The following is a 13,577-nucleotide window of genomic DNA, read 5'->3' as shown; positions in this document are numbered from 1 at the left end:
TTTTATTCGAACGGCGCTTTTGTCGAAAGGAGAAGGCCATGCTGGTGATGCGCCCCGCGCAGATGTCCGATCTTGCCGAAGTGCAACGCCTGGCTGCGGACAGCCCGGTGGGTGTCACTTCGCTGCCGGATGATTCGGGCCGACTGAGCGACAAGATCGCCGCATCGGAGGCCTCCTTCGCCGCCGAAGTCAGCTTCAACGGCGAAGAGAGCTACTTCTTCGTCCTCGAGGATTCGGCCAGCGGCAAGCTGCTCGGTTGCTCGGCCATAGTCGCCTCGGCCGGTTATTCCGAGCCCTTCTACAGCTTCCGCAACGAGACCTTCGTGCACGCCTCGCGCGAGCTGAAGATCCACAACAAGATCCACGTCCTCTCGCTGTGCCACGACCTCACCGGCAACAGCCTGCTGACCAGCTTCTACGTGCAGCGCGAGCTGGTCGACACGCCCTTCGCCGAGCTCAACTCGCGTGCCCGCCTGCTGTTCATGGCCGCCCACCCGGAGCGCTTCGCCGATGCGGTGGTGGTGGAAATCGTCGGCTACAGCGACGAGAACGGCGACTCGCCGTTCTGGGACGCGGTCGGCCGCAACTTCTTCGACATGAGCTACACCGAGGCCGAGCGCCTGTGCGGGCTGAAGAGCCGCACCTTCCTCGCCGAGCTGATGCCGCACTACCCGATCTACGTGCCGCTGCTGCCGGACAGCGCCCAGGAAGCCATGGGGCAGGTCTACAGCCGTGCCCAGGTGACCTTCGACATCCTGATGCGCGAAGGCTTCGAGACCGACCACTACATCGACATCTTCGACGGTGGCCCGACCCTGCATGCGCGCACCTCGGGCATCCGCTCCATCGCCCAGAGCCGCGTGGTGCCGGTGCGCATCGGCGAGCCGGGCAAGGGCGGGCGCCAGTACCTGGTGAGCAACGGCCAGCTGCAGGACTTCCGCGCCATCATCGCCGATCTCGACTGGGTGCCCGGCAAGCCGGTGACCCTGAGCCTGGAGGCCGCCGAGGCCCTGGGTGTGGGCGAGGGCGCCAGCGTCCGGCTGGTGGCGGTTTAAACCAACGCGACAGGTTGCCGGCGGCGGCCTGTCTGAACTGAAGCCCGTGGCGCGTGGCCGCGGGTTTGCAGCTGATCCGGAGGATCCATGATCGTTCGTCCCGTCCGTAGCGCCGACCTGTCCGCGCTGATCGACCTGGCCCGCAGTACCGGCACCGGCCTGACCACCCTGCCGGCCAACGAGGAGCGCCTGGCGCACCGGGTCGGCTGGGCGGAGAAGACCTTCCGTGGCGAGGCCGAGCGTGCCGACGCCGACTACCTGTTCGTTCTGGAGGATGACGACGGCAAGGTCGTCGGTATCTCCGCCGTGGCCGGCGCCGTCGGCCTGCGCGAGCCCTGGTACAACTACCGGGTCGGTCTCACCGTCAGCGCCTCGCAGGAGCTGAAGATCCACCGCGAGATCCCCACCCTGTTCCTGGCCAACGACCTGACCGGCAACTCCGAGCTGTGCTCGCTGTTCCTGCATGCCGGCCACCGCAGCGGCCTCAACGGCCGCCTGCTGTCCAAGGCGCGCTTCCTGTTCATCGCCGAGTTCCGCGAGCTGTTCGGCAACAAGGTGATCGCCGAGATGCGCGGCATGTCCGACGAGAACGGCCGCTCGCCGTTCTGGGAGAGCCTGGGCCGGCACTTCTTCAAGATGGAGTTCAGCCAGGCCGACTACCTCACCGGCGTCGGCAACAAGGCCTTCATCGCCGAGCTGATGCCCAAGTTCCCGCTCTACACCTGCTTCCTCTCCGAGGAGGCCCGCGCCGTCATCGGCCGCGTCCATCCGGACACCGAGCCGGCGCTGGCCATGCTCAAGGGCGAGGGCTTCAGCTACCAGGGCTATGTCGACATCTTCGACGCCGGCCCGGCCATCGAGGTGGAGACCGACAAGATCCGCGCCGTGCGCGACAGCCAGACCCTGGTGCTGGCCGTCGGCACCCCGGGCGACGATGCCACCCCCTACCTGATTCACAACCGCAAGCGCGAAGACTGCCGCATCACCGCCGCGCCGGCGCGCGCCGCCGCCGGCACCCTGGTGGTCGACCCGCTGACCGCCAAGCGCCTGCAGCTCAGCGCCGGCGCCCAGGTGCGCGCCGTACCGCTGTCGGCCAAGGAGAGCAAGCAATGACCACCCATTACATCGCAGGCCAGTGGCTGGCCGGGCAGGGCGAGGCCTTCGACTCGCTCAACCCGGTGACCCAGGAAGCCGTGTGGCGCGGCCAGGGCGCCAGCGCCGCGCAGGTCGAGCAGGCCGTCGCCGCCGCCCGTGCCGCCTTCCCGGCCTGGGCCCGCCGCCCGCTGGAGGAGCGCATCGCCATCCTCGAGCAGTTCGCCGCCACCCTGAAGAAGCATGCCGACGAACTGGCCCGTACCATCGGCGAGGAAACCGGCAAGCCGCTGTGGGAGTCCGCCACCGAGGTGACCAGCATGGTCAACAAAGTCGCCATCTCCGTGCAGAGCTACCGCGAGCGCACCGGCGAGAAGAGCGGTCCGCTGGCCGACGCCACCGCCGTGCTGCGCCACAAGCCGCATGGCGTGGTTGCCGTGTTCGGCCCCTACAACTTCCCCGGCCATCTGCCCAACGGCCACATCGTGCCGGCGCTGCTGGCCGGCAACGCGGTGGTGTTCAAGCCCAGCGAGCTGACCCCCAAGGTCGCCGAGCTGACGGTCAAGTGCTGGATCGAGGCCGGCCTGCCGGCCGGCGTGCTCAACCTGGTGCAGGGCGCCCGCGAGACCGGCGTGGCCCTGGCCGGCAGCGCCGGCATCGACGGCCTGTTCTTCACCGGCTCCAGCCGCACCGGCAACCTGCTGCACAGCCAGTTCGCCGGCCGCCCGGACAAGATCCTGGCGCTGGAGATGGGTGGCAACAACCCGCTGGTGGTGGAGGAGGTCAAGGATGTCGACGCCGCTGTCTACACCATCATCCAGTCCGCCTTCATCTCCGCCGGGCAGCGCTGCACCTGCGCGCGCCGCCTGCTGGTGCCTGTCGGTGCCTGGGGCGACGCCCTGCTGGCGCGCCTGGTGGCGGTGGCCTCGACCCTCAAGGTCGGTGCCTTCGACGAGCAGCCGGCGCCCTTCATGGGTTCGGTGATTTCCCTGGCCGCCGCCGAGCACCTGCTCAAGGCCCAGCGCCACCTGGTCGACAAGGGCGCCGAGGTGCTGCTGGAGATGATCCAGCCGGTACCGAACGCCGCGCTGCTGACTCCCGGCATTCTCGACGTGACCCGGGTGGCCGAGCGCATCGACGAGGAATTCTTCGGCCCGCTGCTGCAGGTGATCCGTTACGACGGCTTCGATGCCGCCATCGCCGAGGCCAACAACACCCAGTACGGCCTGGCCGCGGGCCTGCTGTCCGAGTCCGCCGAGCGCTACCAGCAGTTCCTCATCGAGAGCCGTGCCGGCATCGTCAACTGGAACAAGCAGCTGACCGGCGCCGCCAGCAGTGCGCCGTTCGGCGGCGTGGGTGCCTCCGGCAACCATCGCGCCAGCGCCTACTACGCGGCCGATTACTGCGCCTATCCGGTCGCCTCGCTGGAAAGTGAAACCCTGAGCCTGCCTGCCACCCTGACCCCGGGAGTGAGTCTGTGATGTCCGCCTATGAAATGAACTTCGACGGCCTGGTCGGCCCGACCCACAACTACGGTGGCCTGTCCTACGGCAACGTGGCGTCGCAGAGCAACAGCCAGGCGGTGTCCAATCCCAAGGAGGCCGCCAAGCAGGGCCTGGGCAAGATGAAGGCGCTGATGGACATGGGCTTCAAGCAAGGCGTGTTCGCCCCGCAGGAGCGCCAGGACGTCGCCGCCCTGCGCAGCCTGGGCTTCACCGGCAGCGATGCCGAGGTGATCGCCAAGGCCGCCAAGGAAGCCATGCCGCTGCTGGCCGCCTGCAGCTCGGCCTCCAGCATGTGGACCGCCAACTCCTGCACCGTCAGCCCCAGCGCCGACACCGCGGACGGCCGCGTGCACTTCACCGCCGCCAACCTCAACTGCAAGTTCCACCGCTCGATCGAGCACCCGACCACCAGCCGCGTGCTGCGCGCCATGTTCAGCAATGAGCAGCACTTCGCCCACCACGCCGCGCTGCCGGCGGTGAGCCAGTTCGGTGACGAGGGCGCGGCCAACCACACGCGCTTCTGCAAGAGCTACGGCGAGGCCGGTGTGGAGTTCTTCGTGTTCGGCCGCAGCGCCTTCGACAGCCGCTTCCCGGCCCCGCAGCGCTACCCGGCGCGGCAGACCCTGGAAGCCTGCCAGGCGGTAGCCCGTCTGCATGGCCTGGGTGACGAGGGTGTGGTTTACGCCCAGCAGAACCCGGCGGTGATCGACCAGGGCGTGTTCCACAACGACGTGATCTCGGTGGGCAACGGCGAGGTGCTGTTCTACCACCAGGACGCCTTCCTCGACACCGACAAGGTGCTGGCCGAGCTGGGCGACAAGCTGGCCCGCCGCGGCGGCAACTTCCAGGCCGTGCGCGTGCCTGGCAGCGCGGTGAGCGTGGAGGATGCGGTCAAGTCCTACCTGTTCAACAGCCAGCTGCTGACCCGCGCCGACGGCAGCATGCTGCTGGTGGTGCCGGAGGAGTGCCGCAACAACGCCAACGTGTGGAACTACCTGAGCGAGCTGACCAGCGGCAACGGCCCGATCCGCGAGGTGAAGGTGTTCGACCTCAAGCAGAGCATGCAGAACGGCGGTGGCCCGGCCTGCCTGCGCCTGCGCGTGGCGCTCAAGGAGCAGGAGCTGGCGGCGGTCAATCCGGGCGTGGTGATGACCCCCGAGCTGTTCACCACCCTCAACGCCTGGGTCGACAAGCACTACCGCGACCGCCTGGCCGAAAGCGACCTGGCCGACCCGCAACTGCTGATCGAGTGCCGCACGGCATTGGATGAACTGACGCAGATCCTTAAACTGGGCTCCGTCTACCCCTTCCAACTCGCCTGAGAGCCTTGACCATGTCCGACGCCCTGCAACTCATCCTCGAAGATACCGACGGCACCCAGCTGGAAACCTCCTGCACCCGCTTCGCCGTCGTCTGGCAGGGCAAGGAAGTGTGGATCCAGGCGGTCGGCGACCAACTGCTGATCGGCGTGGACGTGGAGGAGGGCGACACCGAGTACGCCAACCTGCTGCTGCGCCCGCAGGCCACCAACCTGGTCGGCCTGCAGCTGGAAATGGAGCCGGCGGACCTCGCCGGCGACGACGAGGATCATGTGCACGGTCCCGACTGCAATCATTGAGCCCGACTGAGGTAATCCCATGCTCGCCCTCGGCAAACTGCTCGAACTGACCCTGGCCGGCCGCGAGCCGACCGAGAAGATTCAGCTGACCCGCGAGGGCGCGCGCCTGCACTGGCTGGGCGAGGGCGTGCTGGAAGTGACGCCCACTGCTCAGGATGACAGCGGCCTCGACCTGCTGTTGTCGGCCGGCATCCACGGCAACGAGACGGCGCCGATCGAGCTGCTCGACCGCCTGCTGCAGGCCATCGCCTCCAGCCAGCTGATGCCCAGGGCGCGCATCCTGTTCCTGCTCGGCAACCCTGAGGCCATGCGTCGTGGCGAGCGTTTCGTGGAGCAAGACATCAACCGCCTGTTCGACGGCCGCCACGAGCAGAGCAGCGGCTTCGAGGCGCTGCGCGCCAACGAGCTGGAGCGCCATGCCGCCGCCTTTTTCAGCAAGGACGGCCGGGCGCGCCTGCATTACGACCTGCATACCGCGATCCGTGGCTCGAAGATCGAGCAGTTCGCCCTCTATCCCTACGTCGAGGGTCGCCAGCACTCGCGCGCCGAGCTGGCGCGCCTGCGCGCCGCCGGCATCGACGCCGTGCTGCTGCAGCGCAAGACCGGAATCACTTTCAGCTCTTACACCTACGCGCGCCTGGGCGCCGAGGCCTTCACCCTAGAGCTGGGTAAGGCGCGGCCGTTCGGACAGAACCAGCAGGTCAACCTCGACCTGCTGGAGAAGCGCCTGTGCGAGCTGGTGGAAAACCGCGAGCCGCAGACCGACTCGCTGGATGGCATGCAGCTGTTCGCCGTGTCGCGCGAGGTGATCAAGCACAGCGATGCCTTCAAGCTGCACCTGCCGGCCGACATCGAGAACTTCACCGAGCTGGAGCAGGGGTTCCTCCTGGCCGAGGACATCGCCGGTACCCGCTGGCTGGTGGAGGAGGAGGGCGCGCGCATCATCTTCCCCAATCCCAAGGTCAAGAACGGCCTGCGCGCCGGCATCCTGATCGTCCCCACCTCGCTCTGATACCGCTCTGCGTGGCGGATTCGGGTCACAAGGTGGCCCGATAGAGGCTTTCTATCCAAATTCCCCGCAAACGGGCTGTCCCTGCAGCGCCGGGCCGATATAATGCGGCCCTTTGCCGGCGTTTGCCGCGCTGTCGTTTGCCTGGATGAAATCAATGAAAAGCGCAGAAATCCGTGAAGCCTTCCTCCGCTTCTTCGAAGAGAAGGGGCACACCCGCGTCGCCTCCAGTTCGCTGATCCCGGCGAACGACCCGACCCTGCTGTTCACCAACGCCGGCATGAACCAGTTCAAGGACTGCTTCCTCGGCCTGGAGAAGCGTGCCTACACCCGCGCCACCACCAGCCAGAAGTGCGTACGCGCTGGCGGCAAGCACAACGACCTGGAAAACGTCGGCTACACCGCGCGCCACCACACCTTCTTCGAGATGCTGGGCAACTTCAGCTTCGGCGACTACTTCAAGCGTGATGCCATCACCTACGCCTGGGAGTTCCTGACCAGCGACAAGTGGCTGAACCTGCCGAAGGAGAAGCTCTGGGTCACCGTCTACGCCACCGACGACGAGGCCTACGACATCTGGACTCAGGAAGTCGGCATCCCGGCCGAGCGCATGGTGCGCATCGGCGATAACAAGGGCGCGCCGTACGCCTCCGACAACTTCTGGGCCATGGGTGATACCGGCCCGTGCGGCCCCTGCACCGAGATCTTCTACGACCACGGCGAGCACATCTGGGGCGGCCCGCCCGGCTCTCCGGAGGAAGATGGCGACCGCTACATCGAGATCTGGAACAACGTGTTCATGCAGTTCAACCGCACCGCGGACGGCGTGCTGCACCCGCTGCCGGCGCCCTCCGTGGACACCGGCATGGGCCTGGAACGCATCAGCGCCGTGCTGCAGCACGTCAACTCGAACTACGAGATCGACCTGTTCCAGAGCCTGCTCAACGCCGCGGCCAAGGCCATCGGCTGCGCCAACGAAGGCCAGGCCTCGCTGAAGGTCGTCGCCGACCATATCCGTTCCTGCGGCTTCCTGATCGCCGACGGCGTGACCCCGTCTAATGAAGGCCGTGGCTACGTGCTGCGCCGCGTCATCCGCCGCGCCTGCCGCCACGGTAACAAGCTGGGCGCCAAGGGCAGCTTCTTCTACCAGATCGTCGCCGCGCTGGTGGCCGAGATGGGCGAAGCCTTCCCCGAGCTGAAACAGCAGCAGGCGCATATCGAGCGCGTGCTGAAAACCGAGGAAGAGCAGTTCGCCAAGACCCTGGAGCAGGGCCTGAAGATCCTCGAGCAGGACCTGGCCGAACTCAAGGGCAGCGTCATTCCCGGCGACGTGGTGTTCAAGCTGTACGACACCTATGGCTTCCCGGTCGACCTGACCGGTGACATCGCCCGTGAGCGCGAGCTGACCCTCGACGAGGAAGGCTTCGAGCGCGAGATGGAGGCCCAGCGCGAGCGCGCCCGTTCCGCCAGCTCCTTCGGCATGGATTACAACAGCCTGGTCAAGGTCGACAGCGACACCGTCTTCCTCGGCTACCAGGGCACCAGCGGCAGCGGCAAGATCGTTGCCCTGTTCAAGGCCGGCGCCGCCGTCGACAGCCTCGCCGAGGGCGAGGAGGGCGTGGTGGTGCTGGACCAGACCCCGTTCTACGCCGAGTCCGGCGGCCAGGTCGGTGACTGCGGTTACCTTGAGAGCGCCGGCGTGCGCTTCGATGTGCGCGATACCACCAAGGCCGGCGGCGCCTTCCTGCACCACGGCGTGGTAGCCAAGGGCGGCCTGTCCGTCGGCACTTCGCTGAAGGCCGAGGTCGACGCCTCGGTACGCCAGGCTACTGCGCTGAACCACTCCGCGACCCACCTGCTGCACGCCGCGCTGCGCCAGGTGCTGGGCGAGCACGTGCAGCAGAAGGGCTCGCTGGTCGACAGCCAGCGCCTGCGCTTCGACTTCAGCCACTTCGAGGCGATCAAGTCCGAGCAGCTGAAGGCCCTGGAAGAGCTGGTCAACGCCGAGATCCGCAAGAACTCCGCGGTCGAGACCGAGGAGACCGATATCGAGACGGCCAAGGCCAAGGGTGCCATGGCGCTGTTCGGCGAGAAATACGGCGATGACGTGCGCGTGCTGACCATGGGCGGCGGCTTCTCCGTCGAGCTCTGTGGCGGTACCCATGTCTCGCGTACCGGCGACATCGGCCTGTTCAAGATCACCAGCGAAGGCGGCGTGGCCGCCGGCGTGCGTCGTATCGAGGGTGTCACCGGTGCCGCGGCGCTGGCCTGGCTCAACGGTGCGGAAGAGCAGCTGAAGGAAGCCGCCGCACTGGTCAAGGGCAGCCGCGACAACGTGCTGGACAAGCTGTCCGGCCTGATCGAGCGCAACCGCCAGCTGGAAAAGGAGCTGGAGCAGCTCAAGGCCAAGGCCGCCAGCGCCGCCGGCAACGACCTGGCCGGTTCAGCCGTGGAGGTCAAGGGCGTCAAGGTGCTGGCCGCGCGTCTCGATGGTCTGGACGGCAAGGCCCTGCTGGCCATGGTCGACCAACTGAAGAACAAGCTGGGCAGCGCGGTGATCCTGCTCGGCGGTGTATTCGAGGACAAGGTGGTGCTGGTTGCCGGCGTCACCCAGGATCTGACCGCCAAGCTCAAGGCCGGCGACCTGATGCGTCAGGCTGCCGCCGCCGTGGGTGGCAAGGGCGGTGGTCGCCCGGACATGGCTCAGGGTGGTGGCGTCGATGCTGGCAAGCTGGACGAGGCGCTGGCGCTGGCGGCGACCTTCGTCGAACAAGGCGCCTAAAGGCGGCGAAAGCAGGGCCCGCAGTGCGTCCGGCGGGCCTTGGCAGTGTGACCCGATGCGGGTTTAATGGGCGCCCTTCGAGGAATCAGGCGGCTTTTTGACATGGCTTTGATCGTACAGAAGTTTGGGGGCACCTCAGTCGGCACCGTGGAGCGTATCCAGCAGGTGGCCGAGAAGGTGAAGAAATTCCGCGAGCGCGGCGACGACATCGTCGTCGTGGTTTCCGCCATGAGTGGCGAGACCAACCGCCTGATCGACCTCGCCAAGCAGGTCAGCGACGGCCAGCCGGTCCCGCGCGAGCTGGACGTGATGGTTTCCACCGGTGAGCAGGTGACCATCGCCCTGCTGGCCATGGCCCTGATCCAGCGCGGCGTGCCGGCGGTGTCCTACACCGGCAACCAGGTGCGCATCCTCACCGACAGCGCGCACACCAAGGCGCGCATCCTGCAGATCGACGACCAGAAGATCCGTGCCGACCTCAAGGCCGGCAAGGTCGTGGTGGTCGCCGGCTTCCAGGGGGTGGACGAGCAGGGCAACATCACCACCCTCGGTCGTGGCGGCTCCGACACCACCGGCGTGGCCCTGGCCGCGGCCCTGAAGGCCGACGAGTGCCAGATCTACACCGACGTCGACGGCGTCTATACCACCGACCCGCGCGTGGTGCCCAAGGCTCAGCGCCTGGACAAGATCACCTTCGAGGAGATGCTGGAAATGGCCAGCCTCGGCTCCAAGGTCCTGCAGATCCGCTCGGTGGAGTTCGCCGGCAAGTACAACGTCCCGCTGCGCGTGCTGCACAGCTTCCAGGAGGGTCCGGGCACCCTCATTACCCTTGATGAAGAGGAATCCATGGAACAGCCGATCATCTCCGGCATCGCCTTCAATCGCGACGAAGCCAAGCTGACCATCCGTGGCGTGCCGGATATCCCCGGCGTGGCCTTCAAGATCCTCGGTCCGATCAGTGCCGCGAACATCGAAGTGGACATGATCGTGCAGAACGTGGCGCACGATAACACCACCGATTTCACCTTCACCGTGCACCGCAACGACTACAACAGCGCCAAGGCCGTGCTGGAAAATACCGCGCGCGAGCTGGGTGCCCGCGAGGTGATTGGCGATACCAACATCGCCAAGGTTTCCATCGTCGGTGTCGGCATGCGCTCCCACGCAGGCGTCGCCAGCCGCATGTTCGAGGCTCTGGCCAAGGAAACCATCAATATCCAGATGATCTCTACCTCCGAGATCAAGGTCTCCGTGGTCATCGAGGAGAAGTACCTGGAGCTGGCCGTGCGCGCCCTGCACACCGCCTTCGACCTGGACGCTCCGGCCCGACAGGCCGAGTAATGCTCTACCCGAAAGGCGCGGCGATCCGCGCCTTTCGCTTTTTTGGCCGGTTTGGCGGGGAACTTTCCTTTTGTCCGGGCTGGTCAATACTTGGGTGAAGGCGTCGCACTTGATATGCGCGGGGCTGCCACCATTTTATTTCTGCAGACTGTTGTCCCGTAATTGAATCCGTAAGGAGAAAGGAATGCTGATTCTGACTCGCCGGGTCGGAGAGACCCTGATGGTGGGTGATGATGTCACCGTCACCGTGTTGGGCGTGAAAGGTAATCAGGTGCGCATCGGCGTCAATGCTCCGAAGGAAGTCGCCGTGCACCGCGAAGAGATCTACCAGCGCATCCAGAAAGAGAAAGGCGACGAACCAAGCCACTAATTTTTCTCGAAATTTTGGCTTTGCAAACGGGGAAAACATGGTTATCATGCGCCCCGTGTTGCGGAGAGGTGGCCGAGTGGCCGAAGGCGCTCCCCTGCTAAGGGAGTACACCTCAAAAGGGTGTCGGGGGTTCGAATCCCCCCTTCTCCGCCATATTCACAACCTTGGTTGTGTTTGCGCTAAGTCCGATAAGTTATTGAGCTGATTCGGAAAAGTGCTTGACCTGGCGGTTAAGATCACTAAAATGCGCAGCCCACGCACTCATAGCTCAGCTGGATAGAGTACCCGGCTACGAACCGGGCGGTCGGAGGTTCGAATCCTCCTGAGTGCGCCATATTAGAATGGCTTGCAGCGATGCAAGCCATTTTGCTTCAACCAGCGGTGATCTGGTCTAAAAGCGCCACACGCACTCATAGCTCAGCTGGATAGAGTACCCGGCTACGAACCGGGCGGTCGGAGGTTCGAATCCTCCTGAGTGCGCCATACAGCAAAAGGCTCGCAGCGATGCGGGCCTTTTGTCTTTTCAGCGTTTGCCCTTCACGCAGCCCGACTCGTCGAAGCTCACCTGGCGGCGATTGCCCTTCTCGTCGGCATAGTGGTAGCGGGTCTGGCCGTTGTTGCTGGTGACCTTGTCCGGTTTGCCCAGGGCATTCTCCACGTCGCGCTGGCTCATGCCGCTGCGAATCTGCTGGCGGATAACCGCGCGCCGCCGCTCGCTGCTGCTGAGTGCCTCGCCGCAGGTGCTCTGCGAGGTGCCTGTCGTGGCTACCACCTGCAGTCCGCTCTTCGTCTTGTCTTTTGCTGGGCTGCGTTTCTTGCCGGTTTTGCCCAGGGGGACGGCCTTGCCTTGCCCGGGTGTCGGGTTGTGCGCTTCCTGCAGCTTCTGCTCTGCGTGTTCCGGGCAGCCGTGCAGGGTGTAGGTGATATGGCCTTTAGCGTCTTCGCAGCGGTAGACGGTGGAAGCGCTTGCCTGAGGGAGCAGGAGTGCGCAGATTCCAGCGCAGATCAGTCGCAGCATGGTTCGTCCTCCTTGACGATTGCCGGCTTCATCCTAGCTCGGCTTTTCTGCCTCGCCAGCGTGTCCTGTGATGCAGTGCATGCGTCGGAAAAATAGCTTGGGACCTGCTCTAGGAAATCGCTGCAAGCGTTTGTTCTGAGCCTGATTTTGTCGCTTCGGGGCTGGGGCTGGTGCTATCATTGTTGTGTCAGCCCCGCCGGGGCTTGTGGATAGCCACCATGGACTTACCCAGTAGTTACTCAAATTCCCTTTCGCCCGATCTGACTGATTGAGCCCCGCGGCGCGCCCTGCTGCTGGGGTGGAGCGTGCCGTATGACTGAAGTAGAAGCCAAAAAGCCGCAAGAGAGCCTGCAGGACCGCCTAGCCCAGGTTGTCGATCTGCTGCACCGCCACAAGGTGGTGGAAAACCTGACCCACCGTCAGGAAGGCCAGCACCACGATCTGGTGGAAAACCTGGTCCACCGGCAGAACCTCGCAGAGCTGCAGCGCAAGCTCGATGAGCTGCACTCCGCCGACGTCGCCCATATCCTCGAAGCCCTCCCGCTCGGTGACCGCCTGACCGTATGGCAGCTGGTCAAGGCCGAGCGCGATGGCGACATCCTGCTGGAGGTGTCCGACGCGGTCCGCGAGTCGCTGATCGCGGACATGGACGACCACGAGATCCTGGCTGCCGCCAAGGAGATGGATGCCGACGAGCTCGCCGACCTGGCGCCCGAGCTGCCGCGCGACGTGGTCCTCGAGCTGATGGAGTCGCTGGACGCCCAGCAGCGCGAGCGGGTGCGCTCGGCACTGTCCTACGAGGATGACCAGGTCGGCGCGCTGATGGACTTCGAGATGGTCACCATCCGCGAGGACGTCAGTCTGGAGGTGGTGCTGCGCTACCTGCGCCGCCTCAAGGAGCTGCCGGGCCACACTGATAAGCTGTTCGTGGTCGACTACGACGGCGTGCTCAAGGGCGTGCTGCCGATCAAGCGCCTGCTGGTCAACGATCCGGACAAGCAGGTCGGCGAGGTGATGGCCAGCGATCCGGTGAGCTTTCAGCCGGACGAGGATGCCCACGATGCGGCGCAGGCTTTCGAGCGCTATGACCTGATCTCAGCCCCGGTGGTGGACAAGGATGGCAAGTTGATCGGACGTCTGACCATCGACGAGATGGTCGACCTGATCCGCGAGGAGAGCGAGAGCGAAGTGCTGAACATGGCCGGTCTGCGCGAGGAGGAAGACATCTTCGCCTCGGTGTGGAAGTCGGTCGGTAACCGCTGGGCCTGGCTGGCCATCAATCTGGTCACCGCGTTCCTGGCGTCGCGGGTCATCGGTCTGTTCGAGGGCTCCATCGAGAAGCTGGTGGCGTTGGCCGCCCTGATGCCGATCGTGGCGGGTATCGGTGGCAACTCGGGTAACCAGACCATCACCATGATCGTGCGTGCCCTGGCGCTGGATCAGGTCAGCACCGGCAACACTTCGCGCCTGCTGCGTAAGGAGCTCGGGGTCGCGCTGATCAACGGCGTGCTCTGGGGTGGGGTGATAGGCGCCGTGGCCTATGGTCTGTACGGTAGCTGGTCGCTGGGCCTGGTGATGACCGCCGCCATGACGCTCAACCTGCTGCTCGCCGCATTGATGGGGGTGTTGATTCCCATGACGCTGATGCGTACGGGGCGTGATCCGGCCATGGGGGCCAGCGTGATGATCACGGCGATGACCGACAGCGGTGGCTTCTTCATCTTCCTTGGGTTGGCCACCCTGTTCCTGCTGTAGGGGGTAGAAATGAAAAAGCCGGCTGATGCCGG

The 13,577-nt window shown here is 65.4% G+C and carries 11 protein-coding genes and 3 tRNA genes; 13 read left to right on the top strand and 1 reads right to left on the bottom strand.

The genetic code is table 11. The annotated features are described in order from the left end of the window. Positions 1-38: 38 nt before the first annotated feature. From aruF to DMO17_RS08915, 12 genes are all read left to right on the top strand, one after another. Positions 39-1,055, top strand: a complete 1,017-nt coding sequence (gene aruF, locus DMO17_RS08970; RefSeq protein WP_110682141.1) for an arginine/ornithine succinyltransferase subunit alpha — start codon at positions 39-41, stop codon at positions 1,053-1,055. A gap of 87 nt (positions 1,056-1,142) precedes the next feature. Then, positions 1,143-2,168 carry an arginine N-succinyltransferase gene (gene astA / locus DMO17_RS08965; RefSeq protein ID WP_110682140.1) on the top strand — a complete coding sequence of 342 codons (1,026 nt, stop codon included), beginning with the start codon at positions 1,143-1,145 and terminating at the stop codon, positions 2,166-2,168. Continuing rightward, entirely contained in the window at positions 2,165-3,628 is a 1,464-nt protein-coding gene (astD, locus tag DMO17_RS08960) for a succinylglutamate-semialdehyde dehydrogenase (RefSeq protein ID WP_110682139.1), read from the top strand. Before astA ends, astD begins: the two co-directional genes overlap by 4 nt. After that, positions 3,628-4,974 carry an N-succinylarginine dihydrolase gene (gene astB / locus DMO17_RS08955; protein WP_110682138.1) on the top strand — a complete coding sequence of 449 codons (1,347 nt, stop codon included), beginning with the start codon at positions 3,628-3,630 and terminating at the stop codon, positions 4,972-4,974. Before astD ends, astB begins: the two co-directional genes overlap by 1 nt. 11 nt (positions 4,975-4,985) lie before the next feature. Continuing rightward, positions 4,986-5,270, top strand: coding sequence for a topoisomerase II (locus DMO17_RS08950; protein WP_110682137.1), 285 nt, complete (start codon positions 4,986-4,988; stop codon positions 5,268-5,270). A 19-nt stretch (positions 5,271-5,289) separates the two neighbouring features. Continuing rightward, a complete protein-coding gene (gene astE, locus DMO17_RS08945) occupies positions 5,290-6,282 on the top strand; it encodes a succinylglutamate desuccinylase (protein ID WP_110682136.1) in 993 nt (330 codons plus the stop codon). Between the two features lie 154 nt (positions 6,283-6,436). Beyond that, entirely contained in the window at positions 6,437-9,061 is a 2,625-nt protein-coding gene (gene alaS, locus DMO17_RS08940) for an alanine--tRNA ligase (RefSeq protein ID WP_110682135.1), read from the top strand. A 102-nt stretch (positions 9,062-9,163) separates the two neighbouring features. Continuing rightward, on the top strand, positions 9,164-10,402 hold the full coding sequence (locus tag DMO17_RS08935) for an aspartate kinase (protein WP_110682134.1): 1,239 nt from the start codon (positions 9,164-9,166) through the stop codon (positions 10,400-10,402). Positions 10,403-10,586: 184 nt separating this feature from the next. After that, positions 10,587-10,772, top strand: coding sequence for a carbon storage regulator CsrA (gene csrA / locus DMO17_RS08930; RefSeq protein WP_003244478.1), 186 nt, complete (start codon positions 10,587-10,589; stop codon positions 10,770-10,772). 62 nt (positions 10,773-10,834) lie between these two features. Next, positions 10,835-10,925: transfer RNA gene (locus DMO17_RS08925), tRNA-Ser, on the top strand. Between the two features lie 104 nt (positions 10,926-11,029). Beyond that, positions 11,030-11,106 (top strand) — tRNA-Arg (locus DMO17_RS08920). A 72-nt stretch (positions 11,107-11,178) separates the two neighbouring features. Next, positions 11,179-11,255: transfer RNA gene (locus DMO17_RS08915), tRNA-Arg, on the top strand. A gap of 40 nt (positions 11,256-11,295) precedes the next feature. Here the strand turns inward: DMO17_RS08915 and DMO17_RS08910 are convergent. Beyond that, entirely contained in the window at positions 11,296-11,790 is a 495-nt protein-coding gene (locus DMO17_RS08910; protein ID WP_110682133.1) for a DUF4124 domain-containing protein, read from the bottom strand. Between the two features lie 312 nt (positions 11,791-12,102). Between DMO17_RS08910 and mgtE the strand changes: the two genes are divergently transcribed. Continuing rightward, a complete protein-coding gene (gene mgtE, locus DMO17_RS08905) occupies positions 12,103-13,545 on the top strand; it encodes a magnesium transporter (RefSeq protein WP_110682132.1) in 1,443 nt (480 codons plus the stop codon). Positions 13,546-13,577 lie beyond the last annotated feature (32 nt).

The sequence above is a fragment of the Aquipseudomonas alcaligenes genome (assembly GCF_003205495.1).
Classification (GTDB): Bacteria; Pseudomonadota; Gammaproteobacteria; order Pseudomonadales; family Pseudomonadaceae; genus Aquipseudomonas; species Aquipseudomonas alcaligenes_B.
This window is presented reverse-complemented; position numbering and strand designations above follow the sequence as displayed.